Annotated in this window: 30 protein-coding genes; 7 read left to right on the forward strand and 23 right to left on the reverse strand. The window is 58.5% G+C overall.

The window, feature by feature from the left end:
- Window positions 1-21: 21 nt before the first annotated feature.
- From WFP06_RS09740 to WFP06_RS09750, 3 genes are all read right to left on the reverse strand, one after another.
- Window positions 22-807, reverse strand: a complete 786-nt coding sequence (locus WFP06_RS09740) for a tetratricopeptide repeat protein (RefSeq protein WP_336986975.1) — start codon at window positions 805-807, stop codon at window positions 22-24.
- A 123-nt stretch (window positions 808-930) separates the two neighbouring features.
- On the reverse strand, window positions 931-2,085 hold the full coding sequence (locus tag WFP06_RS09745) for a glycosyltransferase family 4 protein (protein ID WP_336986976.1): 1,155 nt from the start codon (window positions 2,083-2,085) through the stop codon (window positions 931-933).
- Window positions 2,082-2,945 carry an alpha/beta fold hydrolase gene (locus WFP06_RS09750; protein WP_336986977.1) on the reverse strand — a complete coding sequence of 288 codons (864 nt, stop codon included), beginning with the start codon at window positions 2,943-2,945 and terminating at the stop codon, window positions 2,082-2,084. Before WFP06_RS09750 ends, WFP06_RS09745 begins: the two co-directional genes overlap by 4 nt.
- Window positions 2,946-3,016: 71 nt before the next feature.
- On the opposite strand from WFP06_RS09750, the gene WFP06_RS09755 reads away from it, so the two are divergent.
- Entirely contained in the window at window positions 3,017-4,414 is a 1,398-nt protein-coding gene (locus WFP06_RS09755; RefSeq protein ID WP_336986978.1) for a protein adenylyltransferase SelO family protein, read from the forward strand.
- Between the two features lie 109 nt (window positions 4,415-4,523).
- Window positions 4,524-5,939, forward strand: coding sequence for a succinylglutamate-semialdehyde dehydrogenase (astD, locus tag WFP06_RS09760; RefSeq protein ID WP_336986979.1), 1,416 nt, complete (start codon window positions 4,524-4,526; stop codon window positions 5,937-5,939).
- 29 nt (window positions 5,940-5,968) lie between these two features.
- On the opposite strand, the gene WFP06_RS09765 is transcribed toward astD, so the two are convergent.
- Together WFP06_RS09765 and WFP06_RS09770 are read right to left on the reverse strand one after the other, a co-directional pair.
- Window positions 5,969-6,706 (reverse strand): hypothetical protein, encoded by a 738-nt coding sequence (locus WFP06_RS09765; RefSeq protein WP_336986980.1) that lies wholly within the window; start codon window positions 6,704-6,706, stop codon window positions 5,969-5,971.
- 166 nt (window positions 6,707-6,872) lie between these two features.
- Window positions 6,873-7,358, reverse strand: coding sequence for a glycine zipper 2TM domain-containing protein (locus WFP06_RS09770; protein ID WP_336986981.1), 486 nt, complete (start codon window positions 7,356-7,358; stop codon window positions 6,873-6,875).
- 212 nt (window positions 7,359-7,570) lie between these two features.
- On the opposite strand from WFP06_RS09770, the gene rarD reads away from it, so the two are divergent.
- On the forward strand, window positions 7,571-8,482 hold the full coding sequence (gene rarD / locus WFP06_RS09775; RefSeq protein ID WP_419716223.1) for an EamA family transporter RarD: 912 nt from the start codon (window positions 7,571-7,573) through the stop codon (window positions 8,480-8,482).
- Here rarD and pyrC read toward each other — a convergent pair.
- The gene (gene pyrC / locus WFP06_RS09780; RefSeq protein WP_336986982.1) at window positions 8,479-9,528 is read right to left on the reverse strand and encodes a dihydroorotase; all 1,050 of its coding nucleotides are present in this window, start codon (window positions 9,526-9,528) and stop codon (window positions 8,479-8,481) included. The two genes, rarD and pyrC, sit on opposite strands and share 4 nt — an antisense overlap.
- Window positions 9,529-9,566: 38 nt before the next feature.
- Here pyrC and ygfZ point away from each other — a divergent pair, with 38 nt between their 5' ends.
- Complete coding sequence (ygfZ, locus tag WFP06_RS09785; protein WP_336986983.1) at window positions 9,567-10,307, forward strand: CAF17-like 4Fe-4S cluster assembly/insertion protein YgfZ; 741 nt, start codon at window positions 9,567-9,569, stop codon at window positions 10,305-10,307.
- Here the strand turns inward: ygfZ and WFP06_RS09790 are convergent.
- Window positions 10,304-10,894: a TetR/AcrR family transcriptional regulator gene (locus tag WFP06_RS09790; RefSeq protein WP_336986984.1), complete on the reverse strand. Its 591-nt coding sequence runs from the start codon at window positions 10,892-10,894 to the stop codon at window positions 10,304-10,306. The two genes, ygfZ and WFP06_RS09790, sit on opposite strands and share 4 nt — an antisense overlap.
- A gap of 28 nt (window positions 10,895-10,922) precedes the next feature.
- Here WFP06_RS09790 and WFP06_RS09795 point away from each other — a divergent pair, with 28 nt between their 5' ends.
- The gene (locus WFP06_RS09795) at window positions 10,923-11,834 is read left to right on the forward strand and encodes a metal-dependent hydrolase (RefSeq protein ID WP_336986985.1); all 912 of its coding nucleotides are present in this window, start codon (window positions 10,923-10,925) and stop codon (window positions 11,832-11,834) included.
- A 28-nt stretch (window positions 11,835-11,862) separates the two neighbouring features.
- Here the strand turns inward: WFP06_RS09795 and WFP06_RS09800 are convergent, their stop codons facing one another.
- The 3 genes from WFP06_RS09800 to rplU form a co-directional block, all read right to left on the reverse strand.
- Window positions 11,863-12,420, reverse strand: coding sequence for a GNAT family N-acetyltransferase (locus tag WFP06_RS09800; RefSeq protein ID WP_336986986.1), 558 nt, complete (start codon window positions 12,418-12,420; stop codon window positions 11,863-11,865).
- 186 nt (window positions 12,421-12,606) lie between these two features.
- A complete protein-coding gene (rpmA, locus tag WFP06_RS09805; RefSeq protein ID WP_336986987.1) occupies window positions 12,607-12,876 on the reverse strand; it encodes a 50S ribosomal protein L27 in 270 nt (89 codons plus the stop codon).
- A gap of 29 nt (window positions 12,877-12,905) precedes the next feature.
- Window positions 12,906-13,460, reverse strand: coding sequence for a 50S ribosomal protein L21 (gene rplU, locus WFP06_RS09810; protein WP_336986988.1), 555 nt, complete (start codon window positions 13,458-13,460; stop codon window positions 12,906-12,908).
- A gap of 255 nt (window positions 13,461-13,715) precedes the next feature.
- On the opposite strand from rplU, the gene WFP06_RS09815 reads away from it, so the two are divergent.
- Both WFP06_RS09815 and WFP06_RS09820 read left to right on the forward strand, forming a co-directional pair.
- Window positions 13,716-14,183, forward strand: a complete 468-nt coding sequence (locus tag WFP06_RS09815; RefSeq protein WP_336986989.1) for a hypothetical protein — start codon at window positions 13,716-13,718, stop codon at window positions 14,181-14,183.
- An 11-nt stretch (window positions 14,184-14,194) separates the two neighbouring features.
- Window positions 14,195-14,875, forward strand: a complete 681-nt coding sequence (locus WFP06_RS09820; protein WP_336986990.1) for a Crp/Fnr family transcriptional regulator — start codon at window positions 14,195-14,197, stop codon at window positions 14,873-14,875.
- A gap of 21 nt (window positions 14,876-14,896) precedes the next feature.
- Here WFP06_RS09820 and WFP06_RS09825 read toward each other — a convergent pair whose 3' ends face one another.
- The 13 genes from WFP06_RS09825 to WFP06_RS09885 all read right to left on the reverse strand — a co-directional run bounded on the left by WFP06_RS09825 (window position 14,897) and on the right by WFP06_RS09885 (window position 22,655).
- Window positions 14,897-15,325, reverse strand: a complete 429-nt coding sequence (locus WFP06_RS09825; RefSeq protein ID WP_336986991.1) for a hypothetical protein — start codon at window positions 15,323-15,325, stop codon at window positions 14,897-14,899.
- Between the two features lie 63 nt (window positions 15,326-15,388).
- Window positions 15,389-15,859, reverse strand: coding sequence for a molybdenum cofactor biosynthesis protein MoaE (locus WFP06_RS09830; protein WP_336986992.1), 471 nt, complete (start codon window positions 15,857-15,859; stop codon window positions 15,389-15,391).
- 10 nt (window positions 15,860-15,869) lie between these two features.
- Window positions 15,870-16,112, reverse strand: coding sequence for a MoaD/ThiS family protein (locus WFP06_RS09835; RefSeq protein WP_336986993.1), 243 nt, complete (start codon window positions 16,110-16,112; stop codon window positions 15,870-15,872).
- 1 nt (window position 16,113) lies between these two features.
- Window positions 16,114-16,434: a Rossmann fold domain-containing protein gene (locus tag WFP06_RS09840; RefSeq protein WP_336986994.1), complete on the reverse strand. Its 321-nt coding sequence runs from the start codon at window positions 16,432-16,434 to the stop codon at window positions 16,114-16,116.
- Between the two features lie 5 nt (window positions 16,435-16,439).
- Window positions 16,440-16,811, reverse strand: coding sequence for a dihydroneopterin aldolase (locus WFP06_RS09845; protein ID WP_336986995.1), 372 nt, complete (start codon window positions 16,809-16,811; stop codon window positions 16,440-16,442).
- 66 nt (window positions 16,812-16,877) lie between these two features.
- Window positions 16,878-17,762: a class I SAM-dependent methyltransferase gene (locus tag WFP06_RS09850; protein WP_336986996.1), complete on the reverse strand. Its 885-nt coding sequence runs from the start codon at window positions 17,760-17,762 to the stop codon at window positions 16,878-16,880.
- Window positions 17,762-19,159, reverse strand: a complete 1,398-nt coding sequence (gene thrC / locus WFP06_RS09855) for a threonine synthase (protein ID WP_336986997.1) — start codon at window positions 19,157-19,159, stop codon at window positions 17,762-17,764. The genes WFP06_RS09850 and thrC overlap by 1 nt, the downstream gene beginning before the upstream one ends.
- Before the next feature lie 13 nt (window positions 19,160-19,172).
- On the reverse strand, window positions 19,173-19,766 hold the full coding sequence (locus WFP06_RS09860; RefSeq protein WP_336986998.1) for an SURF1 family protein: 594 nt from the start codon (window positions 19,764-19,766) through the stop codon (window positions 19,173-19,175).
- Complete coding sequence (locus WFP06_RS09865) at window positions 19,763-20,149, reverse strand: DUF983 domain-containing protein (protein ID WP_336986999.1); 387 nt, start codon at window positions 20,147-20,149, stop codon at window positions 19,763-19,765. The genes WFP06_RS09860 and WFP06_RS09865 overlap by 4 nt, the downstream gene beginning before the upstream one ends.
- Entirely contained in the window at window positions 20,149-20,970 is an 822-nt protein-coding gene (locus WFP06_RS09870) for a cytochrome c oxidase subunit 3 (RefSeq protein WP_336987000.1), read from the reverse strand. The genes WFP06_RS09865 and WFP06_RS09870 overlap by 1 nt, the downstream gene beginning before the upstream one ends.
- 68 nt (window positions 20,971-21,038) lie before the next feature.
- Entirely contained in the window at window positions 21,039-21,605 is a 567-nt protein-coding gene (locus WFP06_RS09875) for a cytochrome c oxidase assembly protein (protein ID WP_336987001.1), read from the reverse strand.
- 3 nt (window positions 21,606-21,608) lie between these two features.
- Window positions 21,609-21,734, reverse strand: a complete 126-nt coding sequence (locus WFP06_RS09880) for a hypothetical protein (protein ID WP_336987704.1) — start codon at window positions 21,732-21,734, stop codon at window positions 21,609-21,611.
- A gap of 12 nt (window positions 21,735-21,746) precedes the next feature.
- On the reverse strand, window positions 21,747-22,655 hold the full coding sequence (locus WFP06_RS09885; protein ID WP_336987002.1) for a heme o synthase: 909 nt from the start codon (window positions 22,653-22,655) through the stop codon (window positions 21,747-21,749).
- Between the last annotated feature and the right edge of the window lie 110 nt (window positions 22,656-22,765).

A 22,765-nucleotide genomic window follows, 5' to 3' on the forward strand; every position in this document is an offset into this window, starting at 1 on the left:
TATTCCTTAGAAAGTTCCGGCTCAGGATTCAGGCTGCGGGGCGACAGGGACTGCCGCACCCCCGGCATTATCCAGTACATCATCAACATCGTCGATCGCATCTACGCCCAGCAGACCCGCCAGTTGCCGCGCCCGGCTGCGGATAGTATCAGGCACGGTTTCATCGCGCGCCATCGAAGCAAACAAAGTGCCCGCCTCGGCATTTTGGCCCTGCTCCATATAGGCAATGGCGAGCAACTCACCCGCGCTCCCGAAAAACGGGGCGCCCGGTACAGCCAGCGGTCGCAGTTTTGCAACAATGTCTGCCGGCTTCATCGCATCGAAATTACTGGCGACTTCGCGAATGCGCGCAATCGATCGATAGGCTTCGGGGGCATCTTCGTCATTCGCCACAGCGGCAAACAATTTGACGGCCTCAGCCTTTTTGCCCTGCTCGAGCGCAAGGCTCGCGCTTAGCATTTGAGCTGCGGATTTGGTTGCCCCCGAACCGTCAGCGATTAGTGGCTGCAATGCATCATTACCGCTTTGCAAATTGCGCGCCTCGATCTGGTCGAGCGCCTGCACCAGCTGTTCGCTGCGCTTTTCGTCATTGCCCGCGCGCTGTCCTTGCCAGAACAGATAGCCGGCAAACGCCGCCAGGCCGAGCACCAGCAGGGCTATTGCAGGCGCGCCATAGCGTTTGGCCGCAGTGGCATATTGGTCCTGCCTGACAGCATCATCGACTTCGCGCAGCAACACATCTTCCGATGCTGCCTGCTTCTCAGCCAGTTTTTCTTCGCGGGATTTAGTTTCTGGTTTCTTGGCCACGCGGCGCTTTCCGATTGGTCTTAAGGGATTGGCGGCTGTTTAGCCTATGGTAGGCGCGATGCAATGCGCGATTGCCTGAGTGTCCCCGGTAGCGTGAACAGGCAATTAAGCGTTACAGCCACGTTATACAGCCAATCCGGTAATGCCCAACCAGCGACCGTATAATCTGCCATAAGCGCGAATCATTTCCTTCTCGTCGAAAGACTCCCGTGCCCTGGCCTGGTTTGCCGCCCCGATCGTTTTGCGCAGCCCGGTATCTTCCGCCAGCGCGAACAGGCTTTGCGACAGGTCCGCATCGCTTCCGGCTGGAGTGATGAAGCGTTTGTTTTCAGCGGACACAATCTGCCTGACATCGCCGACATCCGGGGATGCAACGGGTAAACCCGCTGCCATCGCCTCGACCACCGAGAGCGGGAACTGCTCGCTATCGGATGACAGTGCAAAAATGTCGAACAGGCCGGCGGCGATTGACGGGTCACTGATAAAACCGGGCAAATGCACCCGGTGCGAAACACCCAGCGCATCGGCGGCATCCCTGATTGCCTGTCTTTCCGGCCCTTCCCCGACAATGACGAGTTGCCAATTGGCGGGAAGCGGCGCGAATGCGCGGACGAGCCGGGGCAGGTTTTTTACCTCTCTCAAGCCCGCAACGGTGCCCACCCAAAACTCGCCCTTGCGTTTCACAACCCCGCGAATCGCGTCCACCCGCGGCCTTTTCGTATATTCACCGGTCGCGATACCATTGGGGATGCGGGTGACGCGGCCAATGGGTTGCTGCCAGTCAGTCAGCGCAATTGCCTCCAACCGTTCTGACGGAACCACCAGTGTCGCGGTTCTGCCCAAGGCGATCCGGCGAAACCACGTTCGCGTCAGCTTCAATTTATCCATCTCGTCGGCATTAAATCCGTCTTCGTGGTGAACCAGCGGGGGTAGCGCCATGCTTTCTGCGAAAAGCGTATGCGCCAGAACGGCATCCATTGCCCCCCAATTATAGGTCAGCACAAGATCGTACGCTTTCATGGCTTTTGCCATTTTGAGCAACCGGCCCGGTAGCGGCTTGCCTTTCAATGGCGGGAAATCGGCGGGGTAATCAACCCGGATCGCCCGATCGATCCGCTGGGCCGCCTCAAAATGGTCAGGCTCCCCCGAAACGAGCGAATGGTTCAATTTGCGGCCAAAAGCGTTCATCAGCCGGACTGCCCGCAACTCCTTGCCGCCGGCGTTGAATGTGGAATGGAGATGGAGAACACGCGGCACGCTATCGCCGGTCGGGCTCACCGCACACGCTCTAGCAGACGATCAATCGCTGCGACCGACGCCGGCTCATCCAGAAACGGTGCATGGCCAACGCGCGGCACGGTAACGCAGTCGGCGTCCGCGATACGGCGGCACATATCCTCGAAGGTTTGCTGCGAGAACAAGTCGGACAATTCGCCGCGCAGGATTGTAACCGGCCGCCCGGACAACGCTTCATAAGCGGGCCAGAGGTCTGGCGGAGCAGCGTTGCTCTTGTCGGCAGCGATCGGCTCGGCGATTTTCATGTCATAATCAAAAGCAATCCTGCCATTGCTGCCGACGCACATGTTTCGCTTCGCCATTGTGAGCCAGTCATTGATGTCGAAATCAGGAAACAGGTCGCCCTGCCCGACTCCCAATGCGCGCGCAGCATGCATCCAAGTCTCGAAGCTGCGGCCTTGTCCCACATAACCACTGATGCGCGCCAACCCTGCCGGATCAAGCTCCGGTCCGATATCGTTGAGCAGGACCCCCGCCAGCCTGGACGGGTCCATCGCCGCCAGCAGCATCGTCATCAATCCGCCCAGCGACGTGCCGATAGATACGAATTTTGTAATCCGTTCCTGTTCCAGCAGCGCCAAAAGATCACTCACATAGGTCACCGGATTGTAAGTCGCGCTGTCTTTGGCATAATCGCTTTCGGCGCGGCCGCGATTATCGACGCAGATTACTCGCCAGTCGCCCGAAATACGATCGGCTAGGTCGGCGAAGTCACGCGCATTGCGTGTCAGACCGGGCAAGCAGATGACCGGCGGCCTGTCTTCCCGGCCAGGATAATCACGGAAATGCAGCTTCAGCCCGTCGGGACTTGTCCAGAAACCGTCGGTATATTTTTGATCCATCGCTAGGCCTACATCCCTGTTGCGCTTGACGCGGCTTGCTTAGTGCGCTGCTTGGCCCCACTTATCGCCTTATGCCCTGCGAACCGCAAGCCGCCGATTATATCCCTGACCCGGCAATTTCAGAAATTTCCGATTGGCTCGCCGATCCGGTGAAAGCTGCAGTATTTCCAGAGACGCGGCTGCGGTTCCGCAACCGGCGGTGGGACAAGGCGGTCGGTCTGGGAGATTTTTCCGACGAACAATTTGTCAGGCATTTCGGTTGCTTCGAACCACTTGAACAGAATCTACCCGAACCGCTTGCCATGCGTTATCACGGCCATCAGTTCCGCACATACAATCCCGACATCGGCGATGGGCGCGGCTTCCTGTTCGGGCAGCTGCGCGATGGATCAGGCCGTCTGCTCGATCTTGGAACCAAGGGATCAGGAACCACGCCTTACAGCCGGACCGCGGACGGGCGTCTTACTCTCAAGGGCGGCGTGCGCGAAATTCTTGCTACCGAAATGCTTGAGGCATTGGGTGTAAATACCTCCAAAACACTTGCAATTATCGAAACCGGTGAAGAATTGGAACGCGGCGACGAACCTTCGCCAACACGCTCTGCAGTTATGACGCGGCTGAGCCACGGACATATCAGGATCGGCAGCTTTCAGCGCCTTTTCGTGCTGCAGGAAGAAAATCATCTGCGCGAATTGATCAGCTATTGCGTCAAGCAATACCCCGGCTCTCTGCCGCCAGCCGAATCTGCCGGCGGAGATGAACCCGCGATAATCTTGCTGCATCAGGTCGTTGAACGCATGGCCGATCTGGCGGCAGCTTATATGGTGGCCGGTTTTGTTCACGGCGTCCTCAATACCGATAATATGAATATCAGCGGTGAAAGTTTCGATTACGGGCCGTGGCGCTGGCTGCCAAGTTGGAACCCCGGCTTTACCGCGGCATATTTCGATCAAACCGGGCTGTATTCGTTTGCGCGCCAGCCCGAGGCCATTCATTGGAACTGCGGCCAGTTGGCAATTGCTTTCAGCCAGGTTGCGCCGCGCGACGGATTGGCGATGGCTCTGCAGCGGTTTGGCCCGCTTTACCAGGCAGCGATGGGCCGCCGATGGATCTGGCGGCTGGGTCTGATATCGCGGGGCGCCACAAACGACGCAACGGTCCTCGAAGCATCGGAACAGACCATGCGCGAAAGCCGTATCGGACCTGACGAGTTTTTCTTCCGGCACCGCGGCGGCCGCGATGCGGCAGGAGCTCTGGCCCGAGCAATAGCCGGTTATGAAGCTGTCAGCGATACGCATGATTACTGGTCTGGCGGAGCGCCGCAATCCATGCTGATCGACGAGGTTGAAACAATCTGGAGCGCAATTGCGGATCGGGACGACTGGGGTCCGCTAAATGCCAAGGTGGAGGCGGTACGCGCCATGGGATACGCGATGGGCGATAGCCCCGCACTGTCAACTAGAGAATAATTCCAGCGCATTTATCGCCGCCGCACTGGTGAAATACCTTTACCATCGCTATCAGCCTTTGACGAAGTCTCTGTTGCGAAATTTTCCAACCCGTAGGGCGTATCTTTAGATGAGCGACAATCTTATCATCTCTTCGGAGCCTGCCACCGGTGTCGAGCTGTGGCGAGCGCCCAGGGGCGATGTCGAAGCTACGGTTGACCGGGCGCGGCGCGCGTGGCCAGCATGGGCTGCCCAGTCGCTGACAACCCGGATGGAACTGATGCGTCGCTTCGCGAATGAAGTGCGCAAGGAAAACGAAAAACTGGCCGAACTGATTGCCCGCGAGACGGGTAAGCCGATGTGGGAAGCCCGCACCGAAGTCGAAGCGGTGGTCAACAAGGTCGAGATATCAATTCGCGCCTATTCGGACCGGACGGGACAAAAAAAGCTCGACAGTGCGCTGCAAGGCACCGCCGCACTGCGCCACAAACCGCACGGCGTGATGGCTGTTCTTGGGCCGTATAATTTTCCTGCCCATTTGCCCAATGGTCACATTGTTCCGGCATTGATCGCCGGTAATGCGGTGATTTTCAAACCCAGCGAAAAAACCCCCGCGGTCGGTGAATTGCTGCTGCAGTGTTTCCACCGTGCAGGCGTTTCGTCAGCCGTGGTCCAACTGCTGGTCGGCGGCCCGGATGAAGGCAAGGCGCTGGTCGCGCATCGCGGCGTTGACGGCGTGTTGTTCACCGGCTCTGCACAGGCCGGAATTGCCATCAACAAAAAGCTGGCCAGCCAGCCGGGCAAAATTGTCGCGCTGGAAATGGGCGGCAATAATCCGATCGTCGTGTGGGACACGCCAAAAATCAGCGATGTCGCTGCTTTGGTTATCCAATCGGCATTCACTACGGCCGGCCAGCGGTGCAGCGCCGCGCGGCGTCTGATTGTCAAATCGACCATGTATGATTCGGTGATTGAGGAGGTGAAAAAGCTCGCCGACCGCATCATCGTGGGCGCACCGTTTGATGAACCGCAACCTTACATGGGGCCGGTGATCGATAACAATGCAGCCGATCAATTGACCGAGAGCTTTCTTTATCTGTTGTCCAATGGCGGCAAGGCCATCAAACATATGCGCAAGGCAGACGATAAATTGCCCTTCCTGTCGCCCGCGATCATCGACACGACCGCGATGAAGGACCGCCCCGACGTCGAACTTTTCGGACCGCTCCTGCAGGTCATAAGAGTTGACGATTTCGATGCGGCAATCGCGGAGGCAAACAACACCCGGTTCGGCCTTGCGGCTTCGCTGGTCGGCGGCAGTCCGCAGGAATACAACCGGTTCTGGGCAAATATCCGTGCCGGCATCGTAAACTGGAACAGGCCGACCAACGGCGCATCATCAGCAGCGCCGTTTGGCGGTGTTGGCCTGTCGGGCAACCACCGTCCAAGCGCGTTCTACGCCGCGGATTATTGTGCCTACCCCGTCGCCAGCACCGAAATGGAACAGCCCCGCGCAACGGTTGGCGTGGGTTTCAGGGAATCCTGACCGGGGTTATTCGCCCTTCATTTCACCCGTCATTTCGCCCGGTGAACCAGATCGACTTCGGTCAAACCGTTCGCCAGTGTGTCGGCATACATCGCAAACATTGCGCTGCCTTTTGTGGCGCTGAGAACAATAGTATCCCCCTGCATAATCACACCGGGTGAAAAGCCCGCTGCGCGCGCGGTGGTAAAGTAGAAATCCACGACCTCGCCCCGCGGTACTGGCGTTCTGAATTTGACAGCCTGGAAATCACAGCCCTCGAAATTTGCGCCGGAGGCCGCCTGCACAGCGCCGCGCGGATAAATCTGCGGCGTATCGGGCAATCGCGCTGCCCAGATCGCACGGTTACTTGCCCTGTCCGTGCAATTATCGCTCAAATCCAGCAGCACCTGTGCACGGGCCAGCACAGTGATCCGGTGATGCAGCGGCGCAATATCTTCGGCTCTTGCAGGTGCCGGCGCCGCCAGCATTTCGGTAGTTCCACCAACCAGTGCGGCGGCGTCTGCCCGCGCACGGCCGATCGCATCCGGCGATATGTCCAGCAGCGGCACAGAGCCATCGGCCAACCCGTCGGAAATTACCGAATTGGCCCGGTTTTGTCCGGTCAGATCGGGATCGGACATCAAATTTTCATTGAGTGCCGCAGATACCATAGGATCGACGTCCGTAGTGGACGCCTGGTCCACCGGATCGCCGCCGCAGCCCGCCAGCAGGCCATATCCCGCGAAAGCCAGTATGGGCCGCAAGAGGTTAAACGAAAATCTGGCCATACTTCCAACTATACATCCGGAAACGGTTAAGGAAGCGGTGTATCCGTGTCAGCCCGCCTCCACGCAACGAAGAAGGCGCCCCGCTCCAGAGGAGAGAGACGCCTTCACACGGATGGTGCAGTCCGCGTAACCGGCCCTACGGTGGCGTATGACCGGAAACTTGTATTTAGCGGCAGCGCGAATTGCTGCGGTCGATCGAACGTCCGAGGATCGCGCCCCCGGCAGCGCCGATAATCGCGCCCAGCGTCCGGTCGCCGCGGCCGGCCACTTCATTGCCGATCAATCCGCCTACCGCAGCGCCGATCAACAGGCCGGTCGTGCCGTTTTCGCGGCGGCAGTAATAACGGCCGTCATCGCCGCGCCAGATACGCGTGTCACGGTAAACCGGTTCGCCGTAAGTGCGATAATCGCGGTTGTAATCCCTATTGCCATATGCGTGACCATGTCCGCGGTTTCGCTTCCAGCGTTTGTCCTTGCGTCCATGCTCAAAGATTTCGGTGCCAAGGACCGACGCAGATTGCGCTGGTGCGTGGGTTACCGCAGCCGCGTGCTGCGCGGGCTGGATTGCAGTGGCGGCGGCCGCAGGCATTGCCAACGCAAGGCAGGGTGCGGCCAGGGTCAGCGCAACTGCTCTAATTTTAATGGTGCTCATAATAATTCCCTTTCTGCACTTCGCCCGGAGGTCTCAAAATGCTTGGCTTCAATCGACCTGTTCATTCTTAGGGTTACTTTCCTGAACGGTTCGCAACCGAAAATACAGGAAAGAAATTTGGCGACGAGTTGTGCCGTTCCAGCCGACGAAGCGAGTGTTGCCGGGTGATTTCGCAGCGCCTAAGCGCTGATATCGCCGTTGGAGTTTCCCATTTGCCGCTTTCAGTTGCCGCGAATCACCAAACAGGACCGGATCGCCGCGGACTGTTTGCAGCGTTTGGTGCTTATCTCATGTGGGGCTTCCTGCCGCTGTACCTCATTCTGGTGCAAGCTGTCCCATCGGCTGAATTCGTCGCGTGGCGGATAATCTTCACTGTGCCGATCTGCCTGCTCATTATCATGGTGAGAAAACAGATGCCCGAGATCCGCGCCGCTATGGCCAACCGGCGTGTCCTTCTCACACTGTTTTGCACCGCCATTCTGATTGCGATTAACTGGTTTGTATATGTCTGGGCGATCCAGAACGGCCATGTTTATGCGGCCAGTCTTGGCTATTATATCAACCCGCTGCTGAATGTCGTTCTGGGGACATTCTTTCTGGGCGAAACACTTTCGCGCCGGCAGTGGTTTGCCGTAGCACTGGCCGCTTCGGGGATTGCGCTGTTGCTGGGCGGTGCGCTTACGACCTTGTGGATCAGCCTGACGCTGGCCAGCAGCTTTGCAACGTACGGATTGCTGCGCAAGACGGTCGCGGTCGGATCGCTACCCGGCCTGACCATCGAATCGGTGCTGCTGCTTCCCCTCGCTTTCGGCATAGCCTGGGTATTTGCGTCCGGCGCTTCAGGCTCAGCCATAACAGTCAGCCCGGAACTCACCACCGCAATATTTCTTGGCGGCGTATTGACTGCTGTTCCGCTTCTTCTATTCGCCATCGCGGCGCGGATGATGGATTATTCGACGCTTGGCTTCATCCAGTTTCTGGCACCGACGATTGTCTTTATCCTCGGCCTAACGGTTTTTGGTGAAGAGCTTCAGATGCTGCAACTGGCGTGCTTTGTCATGATCTGGAGTGCCGCGGCGATTTTCGTATGGGATCTGGTTCAGCGGAGCAGGCGCCCGGCCTAGCTTTTCAGCCGCCAGGCTATTTCCTCGCCCGCGTGAAACGGAACGACCGGGGTGCCATTGGCGTCAATCACGTCCGGCACCGTGTGCGAAACTCGCTCCAGCGTCACCGTATCCTGATTGGGCGGCATCCCGTAAAATCCGGGCCCGTGTTCGCTGGCAAACCCTTCGAACTTGTCGAGCGCGTTTTCTTCATCGAATACGCTAGCGTAGCTTTCCAGTGCATAGGGCGCATTGAAAATACCTGCGCATCCGCAGGCGCTCTGCTTCGCTTCCACAGAGTGCGGTGCGCTGTCGGTCCCCAGAAAGTATTTGCGCGAACCGGATGTAGCTGCAGCACGCAACGCCAGCCGATGCCGTTCGCGTTTTGCCACAGGCAGGCAATAGGCATGCGGCCGGATACCGCCCACCAGCATGGCATTGCGATTGATGTGCAGATGCTGGGGCGTAATCGTGGCCGCGACCAGCGGACCGCAATCATCAATAAACTGGACGGCATCGGCAGTCGTAATATGCTCGAAGACCACTTTGAGCGCCGGGAAGTCGCGGATGATCCCGCGCATGGTGCGTTCGATGAATACTGCCTCGCGGTCAAAGATATCTACATCCTCGTCCGTCACCTCGCCGTGTACCAGCAATGGCATGCCGATTTCCTGCATTTTTTCCAGTGCAGGCCGGGTTGCGGCGATGTTGCTTACGCCTTGCGCGGAATTCGTCGTCGCATTGGCGGGATACAGTTTGGCGGCCACAAACGCGCCATCGGCGTAACCTTCCGCAATGTCTGCCGGATCGCTGGAATCTGTCAGATAACAGGTCATCAGCGGCGTAAAACCCGCATCCGGCGCAATCGCAGCGCGGATTCTGGCGCCGTAATCACGCGCCGCTGCGGCGCTGGTCACCGGGGGCGACAGGTTCGGCATCACGATGGCGCGCGCAAACTGGCTGGCGGTGAACCCGACAACGCCCTTCATGATTTTCCCGTCGCGCAGATGGACGTGCCAATCGTCGGGACGGCGCAGAGTGATCGAATCTTTTGCGATAAGGGCCATACCCTTCCCTTAAGGTCCCGCACACCTATCTGTCACCTATGACTGCAACCCGACTGCTCAATCGCGCCGTAATTCGCATCGCTCCTCAGGAGGATAGCGAGAATGTCGCGGATTTTCTGCAAGGGTTGGTAACCAACGACGTTACAGGCATATTGCCGGTTTGGGCCGCCTTGCTGACACCGCAGGGAAAAGCCCTTTTCGATTTTATCATCTGGCCGGGCGAAAGCGGCACGCTGTTGCTTGATTGCGAAGCGCAGGCCGCACCTGCACTGGTCAGGCGGCTGTCGCTGTACCGTTTGCGGCGCAAAATTTCGATCCTGGTGGACCCCTTGGTTAGTGTGCATTGGCAAAGGGGCCCGGGCGATGCCGGCGCGCCGGATCCACGTCTGGCCGTATTGGGAACACGATGGCTGGCAGCAGCCTCTGACCAGGACCAGCACCACGACCAGGGCGCGGATCGGGAATGGCTGGCACACCGGCTGTCGCTAGGTGTGGCGGAGGGCAGCGCCGAACTGGGCGACGGACAGACATTGTGGCTGGAATGCAATGCAGCGGAACTTCAAGGCGTGAGTTTCGACAAGGGATGCTACGTCGGTCAGGAAAATACCGCGCGGATGAACTGGCGGCAAAAAATAACCAGGCGGTTGATTGTCGTGCCGCTGGAGAAGTCAGATGAGAATCGCCGCCGGATGGCCTATCCAGAATTGGGCTATGCGGTCGATCACTTGCAGGTGGCCAAAATCGAGGCGGCGCTCTTGCCAAGCTGGCTCGAACTCTAGCCGATCAGCAGACCGTTTTCCTCGATTGACCGATCCAGCATTGCTTCGGCAGCCTTGCGTGCCTCATCTCGCGGCAGCCCCAGCGCCTGCGACATCGCAGACCCCATCAGCGCATCGCCCAGTGCCATCAAAACCAGCGTAAGCGTCGTCTTGTGAAGCCCGGCAGTCCCCTCGTGCCCGCCGGCCAGCTCGTCTACCAGTTCGTGGATGGTTTCTACAATCGGATCGAGCGCATCCTCATTGCCCGATATCTGCATCCACGAAGCAAGCGCCCCGCCCCCCTCCCGGTCAAACGCATCGAATGTCAGATCGACAATTTCCCTCGGGCTGCCAAGTCCGGCGCGCTGGGCCAGAACCGCTTCGCGGATTGTCGAACAGATCGACGCGGCGAGATGTTTTGCCAGCGCCTTTTGCAAACCCGACGCAGACCCGAAATGGTGCAAAAGATTTGCGTGGGTCCGGCCGATCCGCGCTGCAACAGCTTTAAGCGTGACCGACTGGGGGCCGGTTTCGATCAGCAATGCGCGCGACGCCTCCAAAGCGGCCTTGCGGCTTTCTTCAGGGCTCAAGCGTCGGCGGCTAGACATTTTGTTCCATACCTAATAAATTGTTAACATGGCCGAACATAAAACCGTCGATCAAGTTGAAGCCGGGGAACTAGAACGCCCCGTTACCGCCCGCAAGGGCGCAGGCACCCCTGAAGAACATCTGTTGATTGTCCGTGACGACCGGCATTGCCGCGTTGACGACATTCCGCGGTGGTGGATGAATAATGATCCGGTGGCCACTGCCTGGTATAATTCGGTCAGTGCCAGCCTTCCTCGCGGTGAGGCATTTTTCGTCGAGACAATGCGGTATTTCAAAGATCACGTCCCACCCAGGATGGCGCAGGAATTGCGTAGTTTTATCCGGCAGGAAGTGAACCATTCGCGCGAACATATCGCGTTCAACCGGATGGCGCAGGACCATGGCTACGATATCGAGAGTATCGACAAGGGCATTCGCGAAATGTTGGCTTTGACCGAAGGCCGCGACATCGAGCTGAATCTGGCCGTCACGATAACGCTGGAACATTTTGCTGCCTGCATCAGCCACGAACTGCTGTCCGATCCGCGCTATCTGGAGAAGGCTGATCCGCGGGTGGCGGAAATGTGGCGCTGGCATTCAGCCGAAGAAATCGAACATAAGGGCATCACTTACGATGTGTGGACCCATGCGACGCGCGACTGGACAGCGTGGCGCCGCTGGAAAGTGAAAGCACTGATCGGCGGGCTGATAACGCTGAAATATTTCAAAAACCGCCGCAAGGATGCGTATCACCTTATGGCGCAGGACGGTATCGGACCGGTGCGCGCAAGATGGGAATTGTTCAGGCATCTCTGGATAGAGCCGGGCATGATGCGCAAAATGTTGCCCGCCGTTTTGTCGCAATTCCTTCCCGGATTTCACCCCTGGAAACACGACAATCGCAAATTGATCGGACTTTACGAAAGTCCGTATTCCGATGCCGTCATGCCGGCTGAATAAGCGTGATTTGCAAAACTGCGCGCGGTGTTTAAGCCGCGCGCGTCGCCTCACACTCATCTGCGACCTCATCCAGAAAACATTCGTAATGCAGACTTGGCGCCTCCTCCCCGCGTGCGCAGCTGAATAGCGGGCTGATTTCTCCGGTCGAGCGGAAGCCCAGTTTCAGCAGAACCCTGCCAGACGCCGGGTTGTCCAAGAAATGGCCCGCAAAAATCCGTCTGTGTCCCAGCATATGCGCAGCGCGAAGTATTGCAGCCCCGGCTTCACTGGCGATCCCTCGGCCCCAATATGGGCGTGCAATCCAGTATCCAAGCTGTGTTTCCTCGCCGTGTGCATCAGGGTTCAAGCCCAGCCCGATCTGGCCAACGATCGGCGCGCCGGCCGAATCGGGCATCGTGATGACGAATCCGGGCCGCCATGGATCCTGTGCCCGAGCGGCGAATATCTTCGCATCACTGGCACGGTAAGGCCACGGCGCGCGCGCCAGATTACGCACGATCCCCTCGTCGGCTATACGGTCATACATCGCTTCCCAGTCCTCTGAAAAAGAGGGCCGGAGAAACAACCTTTCGGTACGGATAAACACTTCTTCACTCCTTCCCGCATCGCATCTGCGCGGATAACGCAACTGCGTGACGGTTTCATTGCGAGGGAGCCTGAAATGCGGCGAGGGAGACAGGTCACCCTCCAAAGGTGGCCCCATCTCCCTCGCAGCGCCAATTCGTTGATCGGCGGGGCCATCCTGTGGACGGCCCTGTTTTGGGTCGTCCGGTTATTCGGCGGCTTGCGCCATCACATCGACAGACACGAATTTGCGACCAAGTTTGCCCTTGTGGAATCGCACGCGGCCACCGGAAAGCGCGAACAAGGTATGGTCCTTGCCCATGCCGACATTGGTGCCGGGATAGAATTTGGTTCCGCGCTGGCGCACGATAATGTTGCCTGGAATCACTTCCTGGCTGCCGAATTTCTTTACGCCAAGGCGGCGGCCTGCCGAATCGCGACCGTTACGCGATGAGCCGCCTGCTTTTTTATGTGCCATTGCAAAATGCTCCGAATTCTATTGAGGCCTCAATCGGCCTTCTTTTTGGCTGCGGTTTTCTTCGCGGCCGGTTTCTTGGCTGCGGCCTTCTCTGGCGCGGCTTCCTTCTTGGGAGCGGCCTTCTTGGCTGCCGGCTTGTCGTCAGCCTTGGGTGCCGTTTTTTTCGCTGGCGCCTTTTTGGCTGCTTCCTTCTTGGGAGCAGCATCTTTCTTCGGCGCAGAAGCGTTCGCGTCCTTTTCAGGAGCTTTTTCGGGCTTCTCAGCAGCAGCCTTCTTCGGGGCCTTCGAATCGCCCACAGACATGATCCGCAGCAAGGTCATCTGCTGGCGGTGTCCGGCTTTCCGGCGATAATTGTGACGGCGACGTTTTTTGAAAACGATCACCTTCTCGCTTTTCGCCTGGGCGATAATTTCGGCCGACACGGCAACCTTGGCCGCGTCCTTAACGCCGTCACCGTCGCCAGCCATCAGTACGTCGCCCAGCGATATGGTGTCGCCCGCTTCACCTGCCAGCTTTTCAACTGCGATTTTGTCTCCGGCAGCAACCCGATATTGTTTGCCGCCCGTGCGCACTACTGCGAACATGGTGTTCTATCCGTTCATTGTCGTGTGTCGCACTATCCAGCAAAACGAACCTTACGATGCGTTTCGCGCAGACAATGCGCCAGCAGCCCGCAAAGGGTGCCGGAAAGATGGGAGCCGATAAGCGAAGCTACCCGGTGTGTCAACTTTAGCGGGCAGATTTCATGCCCTCTTTTTCGTGCTGCTGGCATGATGGGTCAAGCCTGCTATGCAATTCGCATGATACACAAAGTTCTTTTGATTGGCAGCATTCTTTCTTTGACCGCATGTTCCGGCGATCAAAGCCGCTACCCTTCGCTGGCGATCCGCGATGTTGAAAGGGTCGGCGGGGCATTTGGTCCAGCTAGCGGGCCAACCGATATTACGCCCGCCGAACAGCCCGGCGCGGAAACATTGGACAGGTTGGAAGGCCTGCGCGAATCGGCAATTGCCATCCACCGGGAATTCGTCGCCGCCCGGCCTGTAACTGCCCGCACCGTCACTTCTGCGCGCAGCGCCGATGTGGCAAGTGATCGCTGGGCAAGTGCGCAAGTGGCCCTATCCGATCTGGAATCGATTCGCAGCCGCGCCGCGGTGGCGCTGGCTGATATCGATTTGCTGTATGTCGATGCCACAACAGACGGTAGGCAGCTTGACCGGATTTCCCAGGCAAGAGCCGATGTGCTGGCCTTGATCGACGATGAGGACGCCGCACTTGGCGTCCTTCGGGCTCAAATGGCCCGGTAAGTGAAACGGATATGAGCCTTGCCTGCGAAACTTGTCCGGTCAGGGACAGCGCAGCATGTGCCGTGCTGAGCGATGCAGAACGCCGCGCGCTGTCCGCAGCAGGGCGAACGCGTATTCTGGAACGCGGCGAAACCCTGTTTGCCGCCGGCGATACCAATGCCGCCTGTGCGACGCTGATTTCCGGGGCGCTTAAAATCAGCTCGACAGATATCGACGGAAATGAACGAATTCTGGCCCTGGTCCACCCGTCGGGGTTCGTGGGCGAGATGTTTTCGCCTTTTGCGCATTACGATGTGATCGCGCTGACCGGCAGTGAATTATGCACGTTTGCGAAGACAGATCTGGCGAACGCGCTGGAAATCTACCCGGCGCTCGCTCGCGCGTTGCTGCGCCGTTCGCAAGAGGATCTCCACGCAAGCCGCGAGTTGATCGAAATGTCCGGCAAAAACAGCGCAAAAGACACCGTCGGCACTTTTCTCTTGGCGTTGGCCAGTGCAGCCAGTGCATCGCCCTGTCATCCCGCCGACCAGTTCGACATCCCGCTTAGCCGCGGCGACATGGCCAATATGCTCGGCTTGACTATCGAAACCGTCAGCCGGCAAATCACCGGATTTGAAAAAGCGGGGGCCATCAGGCGCAAAGGGGGGCGCCGCATAGAACTGCTCGATCCTGCGCTGCTGACCCGCGACTGACGAGCGCGCCCAAATGCCGTTTCAAACCAGTGCGACAATCAATGAAACGGCCAAACCCCAGACGACTATCAGCACCGGCAACATCACCATCTGGACCGCAGCTTCGTGTCCGGCAAGATGGCCGGTGTTGGTCATGATCCCGCGGGCCTTCAGCTGACCCCAGCTCTTGGCAAGGCCGCCCGATTCGGGGGTTTGGCGTAAGATAACGGTCGGGGCAGCGAAGAACATCCCGATAAAAACGGTACAGATACCCAGCGGTACGATCAGCCCGGGGCTCGCAACCGTGGCCGCCATGATTGCAAGGAAAGCAAGATAACAAAACGCCGTCACCAGATAGAGACCGCGGGGCGATTCGAAACTGCGGTCGGGTCCCTGAAATCCGCGAACGACGCTGCGATCGTGGATCTTTGCTTGACGGGCGATTACTTCGCTATGTGTACGCTGCGACATCTGGCATCTCCTCAATGATGCCGCGATTATGTGTCCGCGTTCGATAGTTTGCTTTGATCCAGATCAAACCGGATCGATTTTTTTGCTCCATCTTGCAAGGTCGGCGTGATCTTGCGCGCGCGGCTCAATCCAGTGCCAGCCATCCGCCCGCAATTCGCGTTTCCAGAACCAGGCGCGGCTTTTGAGATGATCCATGCAGAAGTCGGTTGCCTGAATCGCGCAGCGCCGATGGACCGAGGCAGCCGACACACAGACAATCGGCTCGCCGGGATAAAGCCGGCCAACCCGGTGAACCATGAGCAGGCCCGTCAAATCGAACCGATCAAGCGCCTGATCGGCAAGTTCGTTCATGCCCGGCAAGGTGATCGGTCCGTAATGCGACAATTCCAGCGCTTCGACGCCCCCGGCCCCGTCATTACCGCGGACTTCACCCACGAAGGTGCAAATCCCGCCCGCTCGGGGATTGGCCTGCGAAAACGGGCCGATCAACAGTCCGGGCGCGAAAGGCGCGGTCAACAATCGGATATCGCGCATCGCCGTCCGCCTATCCGCCACTTACCGGCGGAAGAAGCGCGACCTCGTCACCGTCTATCGCAGCCAAAGCCGTCTTGTCTGCCAGAACGATGCCGCGGCAGGCGACATTTACTCGTGAAAGTTCAAGCTGTTCAGCGACGCCCGCGGGTACCGCTGCGATTAGCCTCTCCCAGTCGAGCGGCGCCTCGGCCTTGCTTTCTGCACATCCCGCAATATCGGCGAGTGGGCCAAGAAACAGGATGCGGACAGGCATCTCAGTCAGCTGCCACAAGCGGAAGCAGTTGTCCGGTAATTCCCGGTGCCTGCGCCAGCCACGCCAGCGATGCCTCCATCGCGGCATCATCCCCTCCGCTGAGTATGTTGACCCGAACCGGTGCCGCCGCCCGCGCAAGATCCTGCGCTGCGGCACGGCGCCATGCAGTATGGTCATGTGGTGCGCCGGGGAGCACTATTGCCAGAGCATCGGTCGCATCAGCCAGCTGTTTGCGCGCCATGGGAACATACTCCGCATAAAATAACGCGGCGGCCTCAACTGCCTCGGCGGGGAGGGAATCGATGCGGAAAACTGCCTGCATGATATTTAACGCCGGTGCCTGCGCAGGGTTATACCAATCTGTTCGTCGTGTTCGGCGATTGCCAGTTTCACGATCTTGACCGACACCGCCAATACGCCGTCGTTCTGGGCAAACAGCGTGTTGCAGACGTGGTCGGCGACAGCCTCGATCAATTTGAAATGCACATCTTCGGGCAGCGCCGAAGTGACCGCGTCCTTCAAATCCATATAGTTTTTGCTGTCGGTCAGCGGTGTTTCAGCTTGGTAGCCGGCCGCAGGCGTCATTTCGGCCTGAATTGTGAATCGCAGCGGCTGCGCCTTGCCGGTCTCTTCGGAATAGATTCCGGTCAGCACATCGTGTTCGAGATCCGCAACTTCGAGAATGAGGGTGTCGGCCATGTCGGCTCCGGGTTCTGGGACAAGTCGCGGCACTGGCACTGCGCCGCAGGATTCGCAAGACCGTGTTCAGTCGTTGCGCCAGCGGGCGAAAATGGCGGTTGGCAGCAGTCTTGCGCCCTCACCAACCTCTCGCACCGCCAGTTCGCCGTGCTCGATCTTGCCTGAAAGGCCCGCCAGTTTCTCCGATAGCAGCCCGCCTAAAGCCAGGCTGGACATACGGACAGCATAAGCGGTGAGAAACAGAAATCTGCTGTCTTCGTCCAGCAGTGCACCGCAATCAGCCACCAGATCGGGCAGCCCGGTTTCAATGCGCCAAACTTCCCCCCCCGGGCCACGGCCGAATTTGGGAGGATCCAGAATAATCCCGTCATACCGCTTCTCGCGCCGTACTTCGCGCGCGGTGAATTTGGCTGCATCATCCACAAGCCAGCGGATCGGGCGGTCATCCATCCCCGATAGCGCAGCATTTTCGCGGGCCTGGTTCACCGATTTCTTCGAGGCATCGACATGGGTTACGGGCCCGCATTCGCTAAGCGCAAGGCTACCAACACCGGTGTAGCCGAACAGGTTGAGCGAAGATGCAGCGGGCTTGCCGGCCAATTGCGACCGCATCCAATCCCAGACCGGGGCCATGTCGGGGAAAAAGCCGAGGTGGCGAAAGGGAGTGCATTGCGCCGCGAAGCGAACATCACGCCAGCCGATCGGCCAGCCGCTGGGCACCCGCTCGCTGTAATTCCAGCGTCCGCCGCCATCTTCATCGGAACCGGGCACAAACTCGCCCGATGCATCCCAGGTATCAAGCCGCGGTGACCACATGGCCTGCGCTTCGGGCCGGATGAAGCTGCGGTCGCCATATTGTTCCAGTTTTCGCCCGTCGCCGCTATCGACCAGCCGGTAGGAATCCCAGCCTTCGCCGATCATCAACACCGGATCGGTAATCAGTTCGGCCATTATCGCGGGGTCGCATGTTGAGTGACGAAGCTGACGATAGCATCGTAATCGCCTGACAAGGTAGTGAAGCGTTCCTCACGTTCGAACAGTTCGCCAACGCGGCTTGGAAGCGAGGGCCGCTGCCCGGTGGAACGCTCGACTGCATCGCGAAACTTCGCCGGATGCGCCGTAGCCAGCGTGACAACCGGCACATTGGCATCCCGTTCTATCGCGCGCGCCGCGTGCAATCCGATGGCTGTATGGGGATCGATAATCTGCCGTGCATGTTCATTGGCCCAGCGCATGGCCTGCGCCAGCTCTGCCGCATCGCACCGCCTGCTTGTGAACAGACCTGCCGCTTTACCCTGCTGGGCATTGGTAAGGCGCATCGCGCGTGTTTTTTCGAAGCCTGCCATCTGCGCGGCCATCGCTGCACCATCGCGTCCGCCCAAATCGAACAGAAGCCGTTCAAAATTCGAACTGACCTGTATATCCATCGACGGGGCAGCTGTCGGTGTCACCGTGCCAGCCGAATAATCGCCGTCGGTCAACGCACGATGAAGAATGTCATTGATGTTTGTCGCCACGATCAGCTGATGGATCGGCAGCCCCATCTGCGCCGCAACATATCCCGCAAATACATCGCCGAAATTTCCGGTCGGCACCGAAAATGCAACCTCGCGCCTTGGCGCGCCCAATTGCAGGGCTGCGGCGAAATAATATACCACCTGCGCCATCAGACGCGCCCAGTTGATCGAATTGACCGCGCCGATATTGAAGCGGCCTGTGACGGCATCATCGTTGAACATCCGCTTTACCGAAGCCTGCGCGTCGTCAAAACTGCCGTCGATGGCGATATTATAGACATTGGGCGCGATGACAGTAGTCATCTGGCGGCGCTGGACATCACTGATGCGGCCAGCAGGATGGAGCATGAAAATATTGATTCGTTCGCGCCCGGCAACTGCGTCGATTGCCGCCGATCCGGTGTCTCCGCTGGTGGCGCCGACGATGGTCAGTTCGTCACCGCTGCGGCCCAGAAACTCCTGGAAGAGCAGCCCCAGCAACTGGAGAGCGACGTCTTTGAACGCGAGGGTTGGACCATGAAACAATTCCAGCAGCCAGTGCTGGTGATCAAGCTGGACCAGCGGCGTTACCGCGTCATGGGCGAAGCGGCCATATGCCTGCTCGCACAGCTGCAACAGACGCTCCGGCGTCAGACTGTCCCCGACAAATGGCTGCATCACGCGCTGTGCCAGCTGGGCATAAGGGAGGCCGGCCATTGCGGCGATTTCCGCCTCGCCGAATTTGGGCCACCGGACGGGGACATACAGGCCGCCATCGGGCGCAAGCCCCGCCAGCGTCACCTCTTCGAACGATAGCGCTTCTGCGCTGCCCCGGGTCGATTGATATTGCATGGTGTCGGGGCGGTTAGCCTTCGCTTGCGGGCCTAGCAAGCCGCTTGCGGACAGCCAGCCAGTAAACCCCGAGCGCTGTAAGGGCGAAGAAAAACCACTGGCCCGCATAAGCCAGGTGGTTGTTCGGCATATCGTTGGGGTCGGGCAATGCAAGCGGTTGCAGGTCCGCTTGCGCTGGCGGCGATGCGACCAGCCTTACGCCCCTGCCAGCAGGCCCGATGAAACCGCTCACCGGCCCACCGGTCCATTGCTGCGGGTTGGGGTCGCGCGAAAATCCCAACGCAACGTCTGCCCGGGTTCCATCGGCCAAGCGGCAGCGCGCAATATGCGCCCAGCCCCTTGCGCCGGATTTGCTTGCCGCACCTTTGGAATCCATCGCGGTAACATCGACGCAGTCGATCGAGGAACGCCGGTAGAGTGCCTGCTGGTTCTCGGCAGCATTGCGAGGGAATTCCACACTCGCGGACAGCGTCTGCGACTGTGTATAACGCGCTATCAGTGCCTCTTTCTCGTCCATCCGGCCAATCTGCCAGATACCCAGGCCGACCATGGTTGCAGCGGCAATCAGCACGAAGATTGTCGAAAAAAAGGGTAACTGCCTCATCATGCCTCGTCGCTCCGCGCTTCGCCCGCTCGGTTGCGGTATTCAGCCTGCAACAGCGCCGCTTTCGCCATCCGCAGGCCCACAACCACAGCAATTGCCGTCAGCGGGATCCAGACAATCGCATGGATCCAGAACGGCGGGGTAACCGCAACTTCCAGCCAGATCGCCAGGCCGGTTATCAATGCGCCGATGATCAGGGTCAGAAAACCTGCAGGCCCGTCACCAACATTGAACGTGCCGAAATCAAGCCCGCAGTGCGAACAACGCGCCGCAAACGCGACCGGCCCGTCGAACAGGCTGCGTTCAAAACATTTCGGGCAACAACCAAAAAGGGCAGCCGCGGCGGAACCGGGCTGCCCCTTGGATTTCGGATTAACCGGCGGCATCAGTGAATTTCAGCACCCCAGCCGCCCCAGACGTAGATAACGATGAACAGGAACAACCAAACCACATCGACAAAGTGCCAATACCAGGCAGCCGCTTCGAAACCGAAATGCTGCCGCGGTGTGAAGTGGCCCTTATACGTGCGGGCAAGACAGACGATCAGGAAGATCGTTCCGACCAGAACGTGGAATCCGTGAAATCCGGTCGCCATGTAAAATGCCGAGCTGTAGGTATTGCCGCCAAATGCGAACGGCGCGTGGCTGTATTCATATGCCTGGATCGCGGTGAACAGGATACCGAGCAGGATTGTCGCCCAAAGGCCCTTTTTCAAACCGTCGCGGTCGCCGTGAATCAGCGAATGGTGCGCCCATGTGACCGTGGTGCCCGAACACAGCAGGATCAGCGTGTTGAGCAGTGGAAGATCGAACGGATCTAACACCGCTTCGATTGCCTTGGGCGGCCATTCGCCCGCAACCACTTCGGACATTACCGACGGGAATAGCGAGAAATCGAACCAGCTCCAGAACCAGCCGACAAAGAACATGACTTCGGACGCGATGAACAAAATCATCCCGTAACGCATGTGCAACTGGACCACCGGCGTATGATCTCCGCCCTCAGCCTCTTTCACGATATTGGCAAACCAACTGTAAAAAGTCGCGATCAGTCCGGCGATGCCGATGCCCAGAATGAGATAGGCGTTGGCCATATCGTGCATATAGAACACCATGCCGACAAAGAATGTCAGCGCCGATACAGCGCCGATGAACGGCCAGATGTCGGGCGGAAGAATATGATAGTCGTGGTTTTTAGCGCCAGCCATGAAATCGGGTCCTGAACATGTGTTTACGCCGCCCGCCTTAATGGCGCAGCGCGGCTTGGTCTAGTGGGTTAGGACGCGGGAGCATCCGTCCTGTGGAATGTGTAACTCAAAGTAATCTGTTCGACGTCGCGGGCGTTTTCGTCATTCTTGATCGCAGGATCAATGTAATAGAGCACCGGCATTCGCATCTCCTGACCGGGTTGCAGCGTTTGCTCGGTAAAACAGAAACATTGTATCTTGTTGAAATACTTGCCCGTTTGCTCCGGCTCGACATTGAAACTTGCGGTGCCGGTAATCGTTTCGTTCGAATCGTTCCTGGCAATGTAGATGGCCATATCGCGGCCACCGATGCTGACATTGTCGGTCGATTGTTCGGGCCGGAAAGACCAGGGCATGTCACGCCCGACATTGGCATCAAAGCGGATAGAGATGACCTTATCGGTCACCGCGACCGTGGCTGCCTCTGCTTGCGTCACCCGCTGTGTGGTTCCGCCAAATCCGGTAACCCGGCAAAACATATCGTATAAAGGAACGGCGGCAAACCCGAGCCCGAGCATTGCCAGCGCGCCAAGCAGCGCGATCATCCCCGTACGGAGGTTGCGATCAGTAAGTGAGGGACCAGCCAGCGAAGACATGGTTCAAGTCCTGACAATCGTTATTGCATAAAACAGTCCGGCCATCGCGAGCAAAATAAGTCCCAAAACCCAATTCCGGGATTTCTGACGACGGCGATATTCGGTTTCTTCTTCGGGTGTCATGGGCATGTTTGCGGGCTCCTATCCCAGAATCAACCGGTCGGCGACCAGGATTCCAAAGAGAACAAAAAGGTAGAGGATGCTGAAGGCGAACAGGCGTTTTTCAGGTTTCATGCCGTCGCCTTCAGCGGAGGTTCTGAATGCAACCGGCACGGTGAATGCCAGAAACAATCCCGATAAAATCAAGGCGCTCACGCCATAGATTGCACCCGTCCCGCCAATAAACCATGGCGCCGCAGACAGGGGGAGCAGCAGGACCGAATAAATCAGTATCTGTTTACGGGTAGCCGCTTCGCCCGCCACAACAGGTAGCATGGGAATACCGACTTTTGCATAATCGGTTTTGACGAACAGCGCGAGCGCCCAGAAATGCGGCGGTGTCCACATGAAGATGATCGCGAACAAAAGTACGGGCATTGCCGTTATGTCACCCGTCACAGCCACCCAGCCGATAACCGGTGGAAATGCGCCGGCACCCCCGCCGATAACGATGTTTTGCGGCGTGCGCGGCTTTAGCCACATCGTGTAGATAACCGCGTAATAAAAGATCGAAAACGCCAGAATTCCGGCGGCCAGCCAGCCCACTGCAAGGCCTAATATTCCGACGGAGGCACATGACAGGACAATACCGAAATCGCGCGCGTCATCGCGGTTCATTCTACCGCCGGGAATTGGCCTGCCCTGCGTCCGCTTCATGCCGGCATCGATATCAGATTCCCACCACATGTTGAGTGCAGCGGAGCCGCCAGCCCCGATAGCAATGCACAAAATCGCCGTGAAACCTATGACCGGATGAATATCACCCGGCGCGGCCAGCAATCCGCACAGGCCGGTAAAGATGACCAGGCTCATCACGCGCGGTTTGGTAAGCGCAAAAAAATCGCGCCACTCTGTCGGCATTACGTGCGGTGCGGGGTGAGCGATCGTCATATCATTTGCCGGGCCTGCGCCTGCTTCGATCCTTTTTGCAAACAGGGGCGCACCGTTACCGGCACGCCCCCACCCAATTTAATTCCGGCCCTTCCGTTCGGGAAGGCGCC

This window comes from Altererythrobacter aquiaggeris, from assembly GCF_037154015.1.
GTDB lineage: Bacteria > Pseudomonadota > Alphaproteobacteria > Sphingomonadales > Sphingomonadaceae > Aestuarierythrobacter > Aestuarierythrobacter aquiaggeris.

What these genes read in the sequence shown, in the direction of transcription:
- WFP06_RS09875 (WP_336987001.1), bottom strand. Translation starts at nt 21,605, where the DNA reads ATGTCTTCGCTGGCTGGTCCCTCACTTACTGATCGCAACCTCCGTACG.
- WFP06_RS09865 (WP_336986999.1), bottom strand. Translation starts at nt 20,149, where the DNA reads ATGCCGCCGGTTAATCCGAAATCCAAGGGGCAGCCCGGTTCCGCCGCG.
- WFP06_RS09885 (WP_336987002.1), bottom strand. Translation starts at nt 22,655, where the DNA reads ATGACGATCGCTCACCCCGCACCGCACGTAATGCCGACAGAGTGGCGC.
- WFP06_RS09790 (WP_336986984.1), bottom strand. Translation starts at nt 10,894, where the DNA reads ATGTCTAGCCGCCGACGCTTGAGCCCTGAAGAAAGCCGCAAGGCCGCT.
- WFP06_RS09770 (WP_336986981.1), bottom strand. Translation starts at nt 7,358, where the DNA reads ATGAGCACCATTAAAATTAGAGCAGTTGCGCTGACCCTGGCCGCACCC.
- WFP06_RS09830 (WP_336986992.1), bottom strand. Translation starts at nt 15,859, where the DNA reads ATGCGCGATATCCGATTGTTGACCGCGCCTTTCGCGCCCGGACTGTTG.
- WFP06_RS09870 (WP_336987000.1), bottom strand. Translation starts at nt 20,970, where the DNA reads ATGGCTGGCGCTAAAAACCACGACTATCATATTCTTCCGCCCGACATC.
- WFP06_RS09765 (WP_336986980.1), bottom strand. Translation starts at nt 6,706, where the DNA reads ATGGCCAGATTTTCGTTTAACCTCTTGCGGCCCATACTGGCTTTCGCG.
- WFP06_RS09880 (WP_336987704.1), bottom strand. Translation starts at nt 21,734, where the DNA reads ATGCCCATGACACCCGAAGAAGAAACCGAATATCGCCGTCGTCAGAAA.
- WFP06_RS09755 (WP_336986978.1), top strand. Translation starts at nt 3,017, where the DNA reads ATGCCCTGCGAACCGCAAGCCGCCGATTATATCCCTGACCCGGCAATT.
- pyrC (WP_336986982.1), bottom strand. Translation starts at nt 9,528, where the DNA reads ATGGCCCTTATCGCAAAAGATTCGATCACTCTGCGCCGTCCCGACGAT.
- WFP06_RS09750 (WP_336986977.1), bottom strand. Translation starts at nt 2,945, where the DNA reads ATGGATCAAAAATATACCGACGGTTTCTGGACAAGTCCCGACGGGCTG.
- rplU (WP_336986988.1), bottom strand. Translation starts at nt 13,460, where the DNA reads ATGTTCGCAGTAGTGCGCACGGGCGGCAAACAATATCGGGTTGCTGCC.
- WFP06_RS09820 (WP_336986990.1), top strand. Translation starts at nt 14,195, where the DNA reads ATGAGCCTTGCCTGCGAAACTTGTCCGGTCAGGGACAGCGCAGCATGT.
- WFP06_RS09825 (WP_336986991.1), bottom strand. Translation starts at nt 15,325, where the DNA reads ATGTCGCAGCGTACACATAGCGAAGTAATCGCCCGTCAAGCAAAGATC.
- WFP06_RS09795 (WP_336986985.1), top strand. Translation starts at nt 10,923, where the DNA reads ATGGCCGAACATAAAACCGTCGATCAAGTTGAAGCCGGGGAACTAGAA.
- astD (WP_336986979.1), top strand. Translation starts at nt 4,524, where the DNA reads ATGAGCGACAATCTTATCATCTCTTCGGAGCCTGCCACCGGTGTCGAG.
- WFP06_RS09835 (WP_336986993.1), bottom strand. Translation starts at nt 16,112, where the DNA reads ATGCCTGTCCGCATCCTGTTTCTTGGCCCACTCGCCGATATTGCGGGA.
- rpmA (WP_336986987.1), bottom strand. Translation starts at nt 12,876, where the DNA reads ATGGCACATAAAAAAGCAGGCGGCTCATCGCGTAACGGTCGCGATTCG.
- WFP06_RS09850 (WP_336986996.1), bottom strand. Translation starts at nt 17,762, where the DNA reads ATGGCCGAACTGATTACCGATCCGGTGTTGATGATCGGCGAAGGCTGG.
- ygfZ (WP_336986983.1), top strand. Translation starts at nt 9,567, where the DNA reads ATGACTGCAACCCGACTGCTCAATCGCGCCGTAATTCGCATCGCTCCT.
- WFP06_RS09845 (WP_336986995.1), bottom strand. Translation starts at nt 16,811, where the DNA reads ATGGCCGACACCCTCATTCTCGAAGTTGCGGATCTCGAACACGATGTG.
- WFP06_RS09840 (WP_336986994.1), bottom strand. Translation starts at nt 16,434, where the DNA reads ATGCAGGCAGTTTTCCGCATCGATTCCCTCCCCGCCGAGGCAGTTGAG.
- WFP06_RS09860 (WP_336986998.1), bottom strand. Translation starts at nt 19,766, where the DNA reads ATGATGAGGCAGTTACCCTTTTTTTCGACAATCTTCGTGCTGATTGCC.
- thrC (WP_336986997.1), bottom strand. Translation starts at nt 19,159, where the DNA reads ATGCAATATCAATCGACCCGGGGCAGCGCAGAAGCGCTATCGTTCGAA.